Annotated in this window: 12 protein-coding genes; 2 read left to right on the top strand and 10 right to left on the bottom strand. The window is 73.2% G+C overall.

Annotated features, from left to right (window positions below; all coding sequences use genetic code 11):
- Positions 1–6 precede the first annotated feature (6 nt).
- The 5 genes from GLX25_RS07200 to GLX25_RS07180 all read right to left on the bottom strand — a co-directional run bounded on the left by GLX25_RS07200 (position 7) and on the right by GLX25_RS07180 (position 5785).
- Positions 7–1452, bottom strand: a complete 1446-nt coding sequence (locus tag GLX25_RS07200; protein ID WP_205719843.1) for an MFS transporter — start codon at positions 1450–1452, stop codon at positions 7–9.
- A gap of 97 nt (positions 1453–1549) precedes the next feature.
- The gene (locus tag GLX25_RS07195) at positions 1550–2890 is read right to left on the bottom strand and encodes a M20/M25/M40 family metallo-hydrolase (RefSeq protein ID WP_155841662.1); all 1341 of its coding nucleotides are present in this window, start codon (positions 2888–2890) and stop codon (positions 1550–1552) included.
- A gap of 38 nt (positions 2891–2928) precedes the next feature.
- On the bottom strand, positions 2929–4389 hold the full coding sequence (locus GLX25_RS07190; RefSeq protein WP_155841661.1) for a flotillin family protein: 1461 nt from the start codon (positions 4387–4389) through the stop codon (positions 2929–2931).
- Between the two features lie 78 nt (positions 4390–4467).
- Positions 4468–4944: an NfeD family protein gene (locus GLX25_RS07185; RefSeq protein ID WP_271192441.1), complete on the bottom strand. Its 477-nt coding sequence runs from the start codon at positions 4942–4944 to the stop codon at positions 4468–4470.
- Positions 4945–5032: 88 nt separating this feature from the next.
- On the bottom strand, positions 5033–5785 hold the full coding sequence (locus GLX25_RS07180; RefSeq protein WP_155841660.1) for a hypothetical protein: 753 nt from the start codon (positions 5783–5785) through the stop codon (positions 5033–5035).
- Between the two features lie 138 nt (positions 5786–5923).
- Between GLX25_RS07180 and GLX25_RS07175 the strand changes: the two genes are divergently transcribed.
- On the top strand, positions 5924–7663 hold the full coding sequence (locus GLX25_RS07175) for a bifunctional 3'-5' exonuclease/DNA polymerase (RefSeq protein WP_271192439.1): 1740 nt from the start codon (positions 5924–5926) through the stop codon (positions 7661–7663).
- Here the strand turns inward: GLX25_RS07175 and GLX25_RS07170 are convergent.
- A complete protein-coding gene (locus GLX25_RS07170; protein ID WP_166548571.1) occupies positions 7642–8247 on the bottom strand; it encodes a PadR family transcriptional regulator in 606 nt (201 codons plus the stop codon). The genes GLX25_RS07175 and GLX25_RS07170 overlap by 22 nt on opposite strands.
- A 211-nt stretch (positions 8248–8458) precedes the next feature.
- On the opposite strand from GLX25_RS07170, the gene GLX25_RS07165 reads away from it, so the two are divergent.
- Entirely contained in the window at positions 8459–8980 is a 522-nt protein-coding gene (locus GLX25_RS07165; RefSeq protein WP_240898221.1) for a DUF3145 domain-containing protein, read from the top strand.
- 154 nt (positions 8981–9134) lie between these two features.
- On the opposite strand, the gene GLX25_RS07160 is transcribed toward GLX25_RS07165, so the two are convergent.
- The 4 genes from GLX25_RS07160 to GLX25_RS07145 form a co-directional block, all read right to left on the bottom strand.
- The gene (locus tag GLX25_RS07160) at positions 9135–10370 is read right to left on the bottom strand and encodes a beta-ketoacyl-[acyl-carrier-protein] synthase family protein (RefSeq protein ID WP_155841656.1); all 1236 of its coding nucleotides are present in this window, start codon (positions 10368–10370) and stop codon (positions 9135–9137) included.
- An 86-nt stretch (positions 10371–10456) separates the two neighbouring features.
- Positions 10457–10705 carry an acyl carrier protein gene (locus GLX25_RS07155; RefSeq protein ID WP_155841654.1) on the bottom strand — a complete coding sequence of 83 codons (249 nt, stop codon included), beginning with the start codon at positions 10703–10705 and terminating at the stop codon, positions 10457–10459.
- A 67-nt stretch (positions 10706–10772) separates the two neighbouring features.
- Positions 10773–11777 carry a beta-ketoacyl-ACP synthase III gene (locus GLX25_RS07150; RefSeq protein WP_155841651.1) on the bottom strand — a complete coding sequence of 335 codons (1005 nt, stop codon included), beginning with the start codon at positions 11775–11777 and terminating at the stop codon, positions 10773–10775.
- A gap of 29 nt (positions 11778–11806) precedes the next feature.
- Positions 11807–12730, bottom strand: coding sequence for an ACP S-malonyltransferase (locus tag GLX25_RS07145; RefSeq protein WP_166548570.1), 924 nt, complete (start codon positions 12728–12730; stop codon positions 11807–11809).
- Between the last annotated feature and the right edge of the window lie 83 nt (positions 12731–12813).

Here is a 12813-nt window from a genome sequence, read left to right as displayed (position 1 = left end):
AGATCCTCAGCGGACCGCGGCCGCCTCCACCTCGGGAGCGTCGGAGAACGCCAGCTTCGGCACGAACGCGAGCACCACCGCCGCGACGGCGGCGGTCAGGCCGCAGACGAGCCAGACCGTCACGTAGCCGGCGAAGCTCCCGGCGGTCCCCGTGGCGGCTTCGCCCGCCGCGCCGAGGAGCGCGATGCCGAACACGCACGACGCGATCGCGCCGCCGACGGTCTTCACCGAGTTCGTGAGGCCCGTCGCGACGCCGGTCTGCTGCTGCGGCGCGGCGGCCGCGGCGGCCGCCGGGAGCGCCGCCACGAGCGCCCCCGAGCCGATGCCCGCGATGACCAAGTTGGTGAGCGCCTGCCCGTACGCGTCGTGGAACGGCAGGAAGAGCAGGTAGCCGATCGACACGAGCGCGCTCGCGCCGATGAGCGCCACACGCGGCGACAGCCAGCGCGTGACGAACGGGAAGAGCATCGCGCCGACCACGAGGGAGAGCACGTACGAGCCGATCAGCAGGGAGGTCTGGAAGCTCGTCGCACCGAGGCCGTAGCCGTAGGTCGCGGCATCCGTCCTGGCGAACGTCGAGAGCGGCGCCTGCGCGCCGAGCACGCTGACGCCGAACAGGCCGGCGGTGAGGAAGACCGGCCAGAGCGTCGTCGAGCGGAACATGCGCACGTCGATGAGCGGGTCGGGATGCCGCAGCTCGTACCGCACGAACGGGACGACGAGCAGGACGCCGAGGGCGACGAGCGCCCACGAGAGCAGGTCGCCGGGGCCGTTCAGCCGCATGAAGCTCAGCCCGCCGGTGAGCGAGATGAGGGCCAGCGAGATGAGGATGAGGCCGCCGGTGTCGAGCGTGCCGCCCGTGAGGTCCGGCGATTCCTTCACTCCGAACAGGATCACGAAGAAGCACGCGATGACCGCGACGGCCGGCACCAGCAGCAGCACCCGCATCGGCAGCGCCTCGGCGAGCGCGCCCGCTGAGAGCGCCCCGGCGATCGCACCGAGCTCGAGGGCCGCGACCAGGAACCCGGCGGCGCGGCGCGTCATCGCGGCCGGGCGGTCGGCGGAACGGCTCCGCGACCACACCAGCGCGATCTCGAGGGGGAGCCAGACGACGTAGAACCCCTGAAGCGCCCAGGCGACGAGGAACACCCAGAAGACGTCCGTGAACGCGAGCGCGGTCGACGCCACCGCGGTGATCGCGGTCGACCAGACCAGCATCCGCTTGTGGCCCACCATGTCGCCGAGCTTCGCGAACGCCGGCACCACGAGCGCGGAGAGCATGAGCTGCGAGCCCTCGAGCCAGTTCACGTCGGCGTCGTGCACGCCGAGGTGGCGCGCGATGTCGGTGAGCAGCGGCGTGTAGTAGCCCTGGATGATGCCGCTCGTGAACTCCACGAAGGCGAGGAAGCCGACGATCGCGGCGACGGGTCCGAGCTTCGCAGCGCGCTTCATGGCGGGTCCTTCGGGTGGGTGGAGCGAGGGCGGGGGCATTCGGGCGGAGTCCGTGGTCCGGATCCGAGGGTGGGTTCACCCTAGTCGGTCGGATGTCTCATTCCGGCAACGAACGGATGAGCGCGCGGTGGAACCGCTCGCCCCGCTCGAGGCTGTCGATGCTCACGCGCTCGTCGACGCCGTGGATGGACGCGCGCTGCGCCGCGGTCATAGCGAGCGGCGCGAACCGGTAGACCGCGGGGGCGAACCGGTGGAAGTGACGCGAGTCGGTCGCCGCCATCATCAGGTACGGCGCCGTGATCGCCTCGGGGTACGAGGCCCGGACCGCGTCGGCGATCGCGCGGAACTGCGGGGCGTCGACCGGCGACTCGGGCGAGGGGTCGTCGCCCTCGAGCACGTCGATGGCCACCTGGCGTTCGCGGATGACCTGTCGCAGCCGCCGGACGACGGATGCCACGTCCTCGCCGATCGCCACCCGGAGGTTGATCGTCGCCGACGCCTCGGCGGGCAGCACGTTCGCCGCCGAACCGCCGCCGAGCATCGTCGGCGCGACCGTGGTCTGCACGAGCGCGGCAGGCTCGCCGCCGATCCGTGCGAACACGCGCGCCGTGAGCCAGGGAAGCGCCGTCAGCAGGCGGAGGAGCAGGCGGGCGCCGCCCTTCGTGTGCGGAGCGAAGGCTCGGAGCATCGAGCGCATGGACCGCGGCATCCGCTTGGGGAACGGGTTGGGCGACAGTCGCGCCACGGCGCGCGCGACGCGTGCCGCTGCGGTCAGCCGCGGCGGCGCCGAGGCGTGCCCGCCGTCGCCGCGCGCGCTGAGCCGCACGGTCATGACGCCCTTCTCGCCGACGCCGACCATCGCCGCGGGCACCTTCAGGAAGGGGAGCGGTGCGTCGACGACGGCCCCGCCCTCGTCGAGGACGAGCCACGGGATGACGCCTTGCTCGCGCAGGAGGTCGGCGGCGGCGATCGCGGCGCCGCCGTACGACTCCTCGTTGCCGCCGAACGAGAGGTAGACGTCGCGGGCGGGGGCGAATCCCTCGGCGAGCAGGTTCTCGGCGGCCTCGAGCAGCACCAGCAGCGGGCCCTTGTCGTCGAGGGCGCCGCGGCCCCAGACAGAGCCGTCGTGGATCCGACCCTCGAAGGGCGGGAACGTCCACCCGTGCGATGCGTCGGCGGGCACCACGTCGAAGTGGGCCATGAGCACGACGGGGTCGCCGTCGCCGCGGCCGCGCCAGTGGTAGAGGAGGCCGAGGTCGGTGACGCGCTCGAACGCGAGGTGCTCGTGCACGAGCGGGTAGAGCTCGACGAGCAGCTCGCGGAACCGGTCGAAGTCGCCCCGGCCGCGCTCGTCGAGCTCGGCCGAGACCGTCTCGAGCCGGATCATGCGAGCAAGCCGCTCGGGGGCGCCGGCGCGCACGACGGGGGAGTGGGACATGCGTCCCACTCTAAGGTGCCGCGCGCGCCGCGCCCGGCTCAGCTCGCGTCCTGCTTGGCCCCGTCGTGGCCGGCCACGATGGTCCCCCCGGCGAGCCCGGCGAGGATCGAGCCGACATCCAGACCCGTGAGCGACTTGACGACCTCGGTGCCCTCGCCGAGCACCTGGCCGACGGTCTTGGTCATGGCCGACGCGCCGTCGGTCGAGACGACCGTCAGCGTGTCGATGTTGGCGATCGGCTCGGCGGCCGCACGGACGATCTCGGGCAGGCGCGAGATGATCTCCTGCGCGAGCGCGGCCTCGCCGTACTTCTTGAGGGCCTCGGCCTTGGCATCGGTGGCCGCCGCCTCGGCGACGCCCTCGGCCTGGATGGCATCGGCGCGCGCCTCGCCCTCGGCGCGGATACCGGCCGCGAGCGCGACCTGGCGGTCGCGCTCGGCCTCACCGGCGAAGCGGACGGCGGACGCGGCCGCCTCGGCGTCCTGCACGGCGGCGACCTTGTTCGCCTCGGCGATCTTCGTGCGCTTGAACGCCTCGGCTTCGGTGCTGGCGTTCGCGGCGTCGCGCTTCGCGGTGGCGCGCTGCACCTCGGCGTAGGCCTCGGCCTCGGCGGGCTTGCGGATCTCGATGTCGAGGCGCTCCTGCGTGACGAGCGCCTGCTCGGAGAGCGCGTCGCGCTCCTCGACGGCGACGAGCTTGTCCTGCTCGGCCTTCGCGAGCTGGCCGGCCGCTTCGGCCTCGGCGTTCGCGCGGTCGGTCTCGGCCTTGATCGTGGCCTGCTTGAGGCTCAGCGCCTTCTGACGCTCGGCGATCTGCTCGGCGGCCTCGATGCGCGCGAACTCGCTCGCCCGCGCGGCCTCGGCCTCGCTGACCTCGGCCACCTGGCGGGCGCGAGCGGCCTCGGCGCGACCGAGGTTGGCGAGGTAGTCGCTGCCCGGCGTCGAGATGTCGCTGATGTTCAGCAGGTCGACCTGGAGGCCCTGCTCCGCGAGGTCGGCCTTCGTCTCGGCGACGACGCGGTCGGAGAGCGACTTGCGGTCGGAGATGATCTGCTCGATCGTCATGTCGCCCACGATCGACCGGAGCGAGCCCTCGAGCGACTCCGAGATGATCTCGGTCAGCAGGTCCTGCTGCGACAGGAAGCGCTGGGCCGCGCGGCGCACGCCCTCCTCGGTGCCGCTGACCTTGAAGTTGATCGAGGCCTTGATCGCGATCTTGATGCGGTTGCGGTCGACGCCCTCGACCGTGATGCCGATCTGGCGCTGCTCGAGCGAGATCGGGAAGCCCTGCTGCAGGATCGGCCAGACGAACGTGCGTCCGCCGATCACGACGCGCTGGCCGGCGGACTCCGCCGAGGCGCGCCCGCCGGCGCGGCCGACGATGACGAGCGCCTCGTTCGGCGGCACGCGTCGGATGCGCCCGGCGATGAAGCCGAGGAGTCCGAGGAAGGCGACGACGATCGCGAGGATCGCGCCGATCTGGATGATCTCAGGGGTCATGGTTCTTCCGATTCGGGTCGATGGTGCGCGGGTGATGGTGCAGGGTGTGACGGATGTCGCGGCGCGACGCCCGGCGGGTCAGGAACGGTCGGCGACCACCTTCACGCGGCTGCCCGCGTGCGCGATCACGCGGATGCGGGCGCCCTCGTCGATCGGGGAGTCGGCGTACGCCAGGCGCCGCTCGATCTCCGCCGGACCGTCGAGGCTCACCTCGCCGCCGGCGGGCGAGATCGATGCCGTGGCGACCCCGGTGAGGCCCACCGCCGAGGCCGGCTCCCCGTCGGAGGACCGCGCGAGCGAACGGACGGTGAGGACGGCGACGACATAGGCCACGACCGCGAGCGCTCCCGCCACCACGTAGGCCCAGACGAGCTCCAGCCCGCTGCTCGCGGTGAGCGCGCCGGCGGCGCCGAACACGGTCATGCCGATGGCGAGCGCGGTGCCCGAGATCGCGCCGTCGCCGACCTCGAAGTGGTCGAGCACGTCGCCGATGACCAGCGAGATGAGCAGCAGGGCGAGGCCGAGGCCTCCGACGATGAGGAAGGGGAGCAGCACAACGGGCCTCTCTGCACGACGATGTCTCCGCCCGGGTCAAGCGGAGACGGTCCTCACCCTATCGGCGGGGCGGCGAGACGCGCCAGACTCACGACGCGGCCACGGGCCGGACGAGCAGCGCATCGACGGCGGCGTCGCCTCGAATAGCGCGCAGGAGTCGTACGACCTCGTCGGCGACCGCCGGGGTGATGCCGCGGCACGGAATGCTGTACGGCCCGAGCGGCGGCAGACCGCCGCCGCGGATGCGGATGACCTCCCAGCCGACCTCGCGGAGCGCCTCGTCCTTCTCGACGTCGGACCCCTCCTTCACCCCGCGGTGCGCGCGCCCCGAGCGGCCCGGATCGTCGTACTCGATCGCGACGCGCAGCTCGGCGACGAGGATGTCGGGCCAGACCTCCTGCCGGCCGTGGAACATGCGGGCGGTGCGCACCGCGTTCGCGCGGTGGTGGAGTCGGATCCGCTCGCCGAGCAGGACCCTCAGCCGCTGCTCGGTCATCGACGTGCCGACCCGGAGGCCGTGCTTCATGAACGGCATGCCCGCCTCGCGGGCGGCACCCGGCGAGGCGGCGTTCGCGCGGCACTTCGCGCACCCCGTGCCGGTCAGCACCTCCACCACGCTCGCGCGGTACCGATCGTGGCCCCGGACGCAGGCCCAGTCGTACTCCGCACCGATGCGCGTCTCGGCGGCGAGCCGACGTCGCTGCGCGGGAGCGACGCGGCCCAGCAGCTCGCCGCGGCTCCGCTGCGTCTCGTGCACGAGCATGCAGACCGGGCAGGCCCGGCGCAGCGCGACCACGCCGGCATCGTCGGCGTCGGCTCCGTGGCCGCACCCGAATCTCACCGCGACCATTCGACACGCCCTCCCTGCATGACCCGATGCTCGCGGATGCCACCGACACCACGACCGGCGACCTGCGACCGGTGCCACGGACCGGGGTTCGCGGATCACGCCGTCGGAGGTCCGAGGCAGAATCGAGGCGTGCGGATCGCGATCGCGACGACGAGCGCGGGGCGCGTGGCGTTCCTCGACCCCGACGGCGACCTGCGCGGCGAATGCGACCCGGCCGATGCCCCGCGCGAGGTCGCGCGGCTCGAAGCCGAAGCCGCGCCGCGGTGGGTCTGGCGCGACACGCGCGAGTGGGCGCCTGCGCTCCTCGAGGCGGGGGTGCGGGTGGCGCGGTGCCACGACCTGCGGCTGTGCGGCGCGATCCTCGCCTCGTCGACCGCCGTCGCCGCGGCCGGTCCGGTCGCGCGCGAGCGGCCCGCGTGGCTGCCGGCCGGCCCCGCGGAAGGCGGGTTCGAGTCCGAGGCCGCACCCGCGGCATCCGTCGATCGCGGGCCGGTGCTGTTCGACCTCGACCAGGTGCCCGAGCCCGGGACGGCCGGGTCGCCGTCCGTCGCCGACCTCGTCGTCGAGCACGATCGCCAGGTCCACCTCGCCGAGTCGTCCGATCGCCCCACGTCGATGCGACTGCTGCTCGCCGCCGAATCCGCCGGCGCGCTCATCGCCGCCGAGCTCCACGCCGCCGGCCTGCCATGGCGGCGTTCCGTTCACGAACGGGTGCTCGAGGAGGCGCTCGGCCCTCGCCCGCCGGTGGGCCGCAAGCCCGCGCGCATGGACGAGCTCGCCGCGCAGGTCCGTCGCGAGCTCGAGGCGCCCACGCTGCGCCTCGACTCGCAGGCCGACCTCCTCCGCGCACTGCGCGCGGCGGGCATCGGCGTCGACTCGACCGCGAAGTGGGAGCTGCGCGAGCACGAGCATCCGGCCGTCGCGCCACTCCTGGCGTACAAGCGGCTCGCGCGGCTCCTGTCGGCGAACGGCTGGGCCTGGCTCGACGAGTGGGTGGTCGACGAGCGGTTCCGCGCCGACTACGTGGCGGGCGGCACCGCGACGGGGCGCTGGGCGACGTCGGGCGGGGGAGCACTGCAGCTTCCGAAGGCCGTGCGGGCCGCGGTGGTCGCCGACCCGGGGTGGAGCCTGGTCGTGGCGGATGCCTCGCAGCTCGAGCCGCGCGTCCTCGCCGCGCTCGCGCGCGACCCCGCGATGGCCGCGGCCGGGCGCGGTCGCGACATGTACCGTTCGATCGTCGACGCGGGCGTGGTCGCGACGCGCGACGAGGCGAAGGTCGCCCTGCTCGGCGCGATGTACGGTGCGACCACCGGCGACAGCGGGCGGCTCGTGCCGCAGCTCGCGCGCGCCTACCCGCGCGCCATGGCCCTCGTCGATCGCGCCGCTCGCGACGGCGAGGCGGGCCGGCAGGTGACGACGCTCCTCGGCCGCTCGTCGCCGCTGCCGCCGCCGTCGTGGCACGCGGCGCAGGCGGCGGCCTCCCAGCCCGATGCGACCGTCGTCGACGAGCGCCGTGCCCGCTCGTCCGCGCGTGACTGGGGCCGCTTCACGCGCAACTTCGTGGTGCAGGGCACGGCGGCCGAGTGGGCGCTCTGCTGGCTCGCGGGCGTGCGCACCCGGCTCGCCGGGATGGCCGCGGGCGGACCGTCGGCGGCCGCCTCCGGTCGGGTGTTCGAGCGCGCACCCCACCTCGTCTACTTCCTGCACGACGAGCTCATCGTGCACACGCCGGCCGAACATGCCGATGCCGTCGCCGATGCGGTCCGCGCCGCTGCGGCGGAGGCCGGGCGGCTGCTGTTCGGCGACGCGCCCGTCGAGTTCCCGCTCGACCTGGCCGTGACGGCCAGCTACGCGTCGGCCGGCGCCTGAGCCGTCCGCGACGGCCGGCGGCCGCGTTTCGGGCGCTCGGTGCTCGGCGCGAAGGCCGACGCGTCGAGGTCGGACGTCGCAACGCCGTCGAGCCACGCGAGCATCGCGTCGGCGCGGGCGCGCTCCGCGGACGTGGCAGCGGCGGCGAGCCCCGCGCGCGGATGCGCGCCGACCTCGTCCACGTCCGCCGTGGCCGGGGCCTCCGCCTCATCGCGCCGAGCGCGCCAGCGCACGCGTTCCGCCTCGATCACGGGGGTGGCATCGACGGCGGGCATGGACACGGCGATGAGCACGCGATCCACGCTCTCGTGCCACGGATCGGCCCCGGCGCCGTCGGCCCCGCCGAGCCACGCGTTCGCTGCGGCACGTCCGGCCCCCGTGATGCGGTACAGGGGGAGTCCGTCGTCGGTCGACCCGGCAGGCTCCACCAGGCCCTGGTTCGTCAGCCGGTCGAGCGTCGCATAGGTCTGCCCCACGTTCACCTCCCGGCGCCCGCCGGTGCGCGCGGCGAGGTCGCCGTGCAGCTGGAACCCGTAGGCGGGTCCGTTCGTGAGCAGCACGAGCAGCGCATCGCGGACGGCCACGTCGCCTCCTCGGGGTCGGGTGGAATCACTCACCGAGTAGGGAGTTTAGCGCCTGCGCCGCGGATCGCCGCGGATTCTCCTTGTCAGCCCGGGCGAACCGGGGCATACTCGACCTGACGACACGCTCGTCACAACCGAACACGCCACCGCCGCCAGGCACCGGTCCAGAGGTCGTAGGGGAAGACGCACCTCACGAGGAACGGAGCAGGAGATGGCGGAACAGGTCACGCGGGCCCAGCGCGCCGCGCGAGGCATGCTGTTCGTGCACTCGTCCCCGCGGGCGGTCGGCCCGCACGTCGAGTGGGCGGTCGGTCGCGCCCTCGGCACTCCCGTGAACTTCGAGTGGACCGAGCAGCCCGTCCTGCCGGGCACGGTGAGGACCGAGTTCTCGTGGATCGGCGAGCCCGGATCGGGTGCGCGGATCGCGTCCGCGCTGCGAGGCTGGGAGCAGCTGCGCTTCGAGGTGAGCGAGGACCCGGGCATGGACTCCGATGGGGCCCGCTGGATGCACACGCCCGAACTCGGCGTGTACTACGCGCAGACCGACACGGCGGGCAACGTCGTGATCCCCGAGGACCGCATCCGCTACGCGATGGAGGTCGCCGCGTTCGACGCGGGCGAGCTGCATCGCGAGCTGAGGCTCGCGCTGGGCCAGGCGTGGGACGACGAGCTCGAGCCGTTCCGGCACGCGAGCGACTTCGCCCCGGTGATCTGGCTGCACCGCGTGGGCTGACGCGCACCGCGAGGTGGCGTGACGCGTCGACCGGTCGACGAAGGTCCCGGGGGCGTACGAGCGAAACCGCAGGCGGTGGACTGCATCGGGCCCCGACGCCGTGAGGCGATCGGGGCCCGATGCATGCGACGGATGCCGCGGCATCCGCTGTTCGTCAGACGGCGCGGAACGCGGCGACCGCGTTGTGCCCGCCGAAGCCGAACGAGTTGCTGATGGCGACGAGGTCGCCGTCGCCGAGCGGACGCGGCGAGGTCACCACGTCGAGCGGGATCTCCGGGTCCTGGTCGTCGAGGTTGATCGTCGGGGGAGCGGTGCGCTCGTGGAGCGCCAGCACCGTGAAGATCGACTCGATCGCGCCGGCGCCGCCGAGCAGGTGCCCGGTCGAGGCCTTCGTCGCGGTCACGGCGATGTCGTCGAGCGCGTCGCCGAAGACGCGCCGCAGCGCGTTGTACTCGGCGATGTCGCCGACGGGGGTGCTCGTCGCGTGCGCGTTGACGTGACGCACGTCGGCGAGGCTCGCGCCCGCACCCTCGATCGCGGCCTTCATCGCGCGCGCCGCCGCCGAACCCTCGGGGTCGGGCGCCGTGATGTGGTACGCGTCGCTCGTGATGGCGCCGCCGAGCAGCTCGGCGTAGATGCGCGCACCGCGCGCCTTCGCGTGCTCCTCCGTCTCGAGGACGAGCGCCGCGGCGCCCTCGCCCATGACGAAGCCGTCGCGGCCGACGTCGTACGGACGCGAGGCGATCGCCGGGTCGTCGTTGCGGCGGGAGAGGGCCTGCATCGACGAGAACGAGGCGATGGTCACCGGATGGATCGCCGCCTCGGAGCCGCCCGCGATGACGACGTCGGCGACGCCGTCCTGCAGGTGCTCCCACGCGTTGACGAGCGACTCGGTGCTCGACGCGCAGGCCGACACGACGGTGCGGATGCCCGCTCGCGCGTGCAGGTCCATGCCGACCGCGGCGCCCGGGCCGTTCGGCATCAGCATCGGCACGGTCATCGGCAGCACGCGGCGGGGGCCGCGCTCGCGCAGGGTGTCCCACGCGTCGAGCAGCGTCCAGACGCCGCCGATGCCGGTCGCCCAGTCGATGGCGAGTCGCTCCGGGGCGACCTCGGGCGCACCGGCATCCGCCCACGCCTCGCGCCCGGCGATGAGGGCGAACTGGCTGGACGGGTCGAGGCGCTTGAGCTCGTGGCGCTCGAGCACGTCGGCGGGCTGCACCTGGGCCGTCGCGGCGAAGGTCACGGGCAGCTCGTACTGCCCGACCCACTCCTGCTCGAGGGTGCGCGCGCCGGACTCGCCGGCGAGCAGGGCCTTCCAACTGTCACGGGCGGTGCCGCCGATCGGCGTGGTCGCACCGATGCCCGTGATCACGATCTTCTTGGTCATACGAAGTCACTCCGATGGGGCGATGGGAACGAGAGGCGTGCGAACGGAACGGACGGGCCGGCGCACGCCGGCCCGTCCGCACGTCACTAGGCCTGCGCGTTGACGATGAAGTCGACGGCGTCACCGACGGTCTTGAGGTTCTTGACCTCTTCGTCGGGGATCTTGACGTCGAACTTCTCCTCGGCGTTGACGACGATCGTCATCATCGAGATGGAGTCGATGTCGAGGTCGTCGGTGAACGACTTGTCGAGCTCGACCGTGTCGGTCGCGATGCCGGTCTCGTCGTTGATCAGCTCGGCCAGGCCGCCAAGCACTTCTTCGCGGGTCGCTGCCATGGTTCTTCTCCTTGCAGGGGTGTCTCGTATGACCGAGACACAGTCTAGATGGACGGGGGTCGGCGGCTCAGGGCAGAACCACCACTTGGGCGCCGAACACGAGTCCGGCGCCGAAGCCGATCTGGAGGGCGAGCCCTCCGGACAGCTCGGGGTGCTCCTCGAGCAGTCGGTGCATCGCGAGCGGGATGGACGCGGCAGACGTGTTGCCGGTCGTCGCGATGTCTCGCCCGATCACGACGGTGTCGGGGAGCTTCAGCTGCTTGGCGAACTCGTCGATGATGCGCATGTTCGCCTGGTGGGGGATGAAGGCGGCGAGGTCGTCGGACGTGACGCCCGCGGCATCCAGCGCCTCCTTGGCGACCTTCGCCATGTCCCACACGGCCCAGCGGAAGACCGTCTGGCCCTCCTGCCGGAGCGTCGGCCACTCGGAGGCGCCGTCGCGGAACTCCACCAGCGTGTGGTTCATGCCCACGGCGCCCGCCTTCGAGCCGTCCGAGCCCCACACGGTCGGCGCGATGGCCGGCTCGTCGCTCGGGCCGACGACGACCGCGCCCGCACCGTCGCCGAGGAGGAACGAGATCGTGCGGTCGGTCGGGTCGACGACGTCGGAGAGCTTCTCGGCGCCGATCACGAGCGCGTACGTCGCGGCGCCCGCGCGGATGAGGGCGTCGGCCTGCGCGACCGCGTAGGCGTAGCCGGCGCACGCGGCGTTCATGTCGTAGGCGGCCGCCGGGTTCGCGCCGACCCGGTCGGCGACGACCGCCGCGATCGACGGCGTCTGCTGGACGTTCGAGATGGTCGCGACGATCACGAGGTCGATCTCGTCCGCGGGCACGCCAGATCGCGCGATCGCCTCGCGCGCGGCATCCGTCGCCAGGTCGACCGCGAGCACGTCGGCGCCCGCGCGAGCGCGGGTGATGATGCCCGTGCGCTGCTGGATCCATTCGTCGGACGAGTCGATCGGGCCGACGAGGTCGTCGTTCGGGACCGCGTTGTCGCCGCGTGCGGCGCCCACCGAGTACAGGCGGGTGTAGGCGGGACCGGTCGACTGGCTGAGCGTGGGGTGCGTCATGCGTTCTCTCGTGTCGTGGGGTGCGGGGTTCAGGCGGCCTGCTGCTCGAGGAGCTCGATCGCGGCGGGGAGGTCGTCGGGGGTCTTGACGGCGACGGTCGGCAGGCCCTTCAGCGCTCGCTTGGCGAGGCCGACCAGGGCGCCGGCCGGTGCGAGTTCGATGATCCCGGTCACGCCGGCGTCGGCGAAGGAGGCCATGCAGTGGTCCCAGCGGACGGGAGAGGCGACCTGGCCGACCAGCAGGTCGACGAAGGCGTTGCCGGATGCCACGGCCGAACCGTCGCGGTTCGTCCAGAGCGTCTGCTCGGGGTCGGCCGGCGAGAAGCCGGCGGCGACCTCTGCGAGGCGCTCGCGTGCGGGCCGCATGTAGCGCGTGTGGAACGCACCGGCGACCTGCAGCGGGATGACGCGCGCGCCGGCGGGCGGCTCGGCCTTCAGCTGCTCGAGCGCGTCGAGCGCGCCCGCGACGACGATCTGGCCGCCGCCGTTGAAGTTCGCGGGCTCGAGGCCGAGTGCCTCGAGACGCGCGAGCAGGTCGGCCTCGTCGGCGCCGATGACGGCGCTCATGCCCGTGGCGACGAGCGCAGCGGCATCCGCCATGGCCCGACCGCGCTCGGCGACGAACCGCATCGCGTCGGCATCGGCGAGGACGCCCGTCGCGGCGGCTGCGGTGATCTCGCCGACCGAGTGGCCCGCGACGCCCCCGAGGCGCGCGGCGCGACCGTCGGCCGTGAGTGCGTCGAAGGCGAGGATGCCGGCCGCGACGATCAGCGGCTGGGCGATCGCGGTGTCGCGGATCGTGTCGGCGTCGCTCTCGGTGCCGTGCAGCGCGAGGTCGACTCCGGCGGCGTCGGAGAGCGCCGAGAGGCGGTCGGCGAACGCCGGCTCGGCGAGCCAGGGTGCGAGGAAACCGGGGGTCTGGGAGCCCTGACCAGGGCAGACGACGACGATCACCGTCTCAGTCTGCCAATCCCGCGCGGGCGATGTGTGTGCACTCGCCACAAGGTATCCGGCGGACGCTTGTTCCGCCCTCACAT

Origin of the sequence: Agromyces luteolus (assembly GCF_009729855.1) — a bacterium.
GTDB classification, from domain to species: domain Bacteria; phylum Actinomycetota; class Actinomycetes; order Actinomycetales; family Microbacteriaceae; genus Agromyces; species Agromyces luteolus.
The sequence above is the reverse complement of the archived record's forward strand: the minus strand, read 5'-3'. Positions and strand labels throughout refer to the sequence as shown.

What these genes read in the sequence shown, in the direction of transcription:
- GLX25_RS07200 (WP_205719843.1), bottom strand. Translation starts at nt 1,452, where the DNA reads ATGAAGCGCGCTGCGAAGCTCGGACCCGTCGCCGCGATCGTCGGCTTC.
- GLX25_RS07195 (WP_155841662.1), bottom strand. Translation starts at nt 2,890, where the DNA reads ATGTCCCACTCCCCCGTCGTGCGCGCCGGCGCCCCCGAGCGGCTTGCT.
- GLX25_RS07190 (WP_155841661.1), bottom strand. Translation starts at nt 4,389, where the DNA reads ATGACCCCTGAGATCATCCAGATCGGCGCGATCCTCGCGATCGTCGTC.
- GLX25_RS07165 (WP_240898221.1), top strand. Translation starts at nt 8,459, where the DNA reads ATGGCGGAACAGGTCACGCGGGCCCAGCGCGCCGCGCGAGGCATGCTG.
- GLX25_RS07160 (WP_155841656.1), bottom strand. Translation starts at nt 10,370, where the DNA reads ATGACCAAGAAGATCGTGATCACGGGCATCGGTGCGACCACGCCGATC.
- GLX25_RS07155 (WP_155841654.1), bottom strand. Translation starts at nt 10,705, where the DNA reads ATGGCAGCGACCCGCGAAGAAGTGCTTGGCGGCCTGGCCGAGCTGATC.
- GLX25_RS07150 (WP_155841651.1), bottom strand. Translation starts at nt 11,777, where the DNA reads ATGACGCACCCCACGCTCAGCCAGTCGACCGGTCCCGCCTACACCCGC.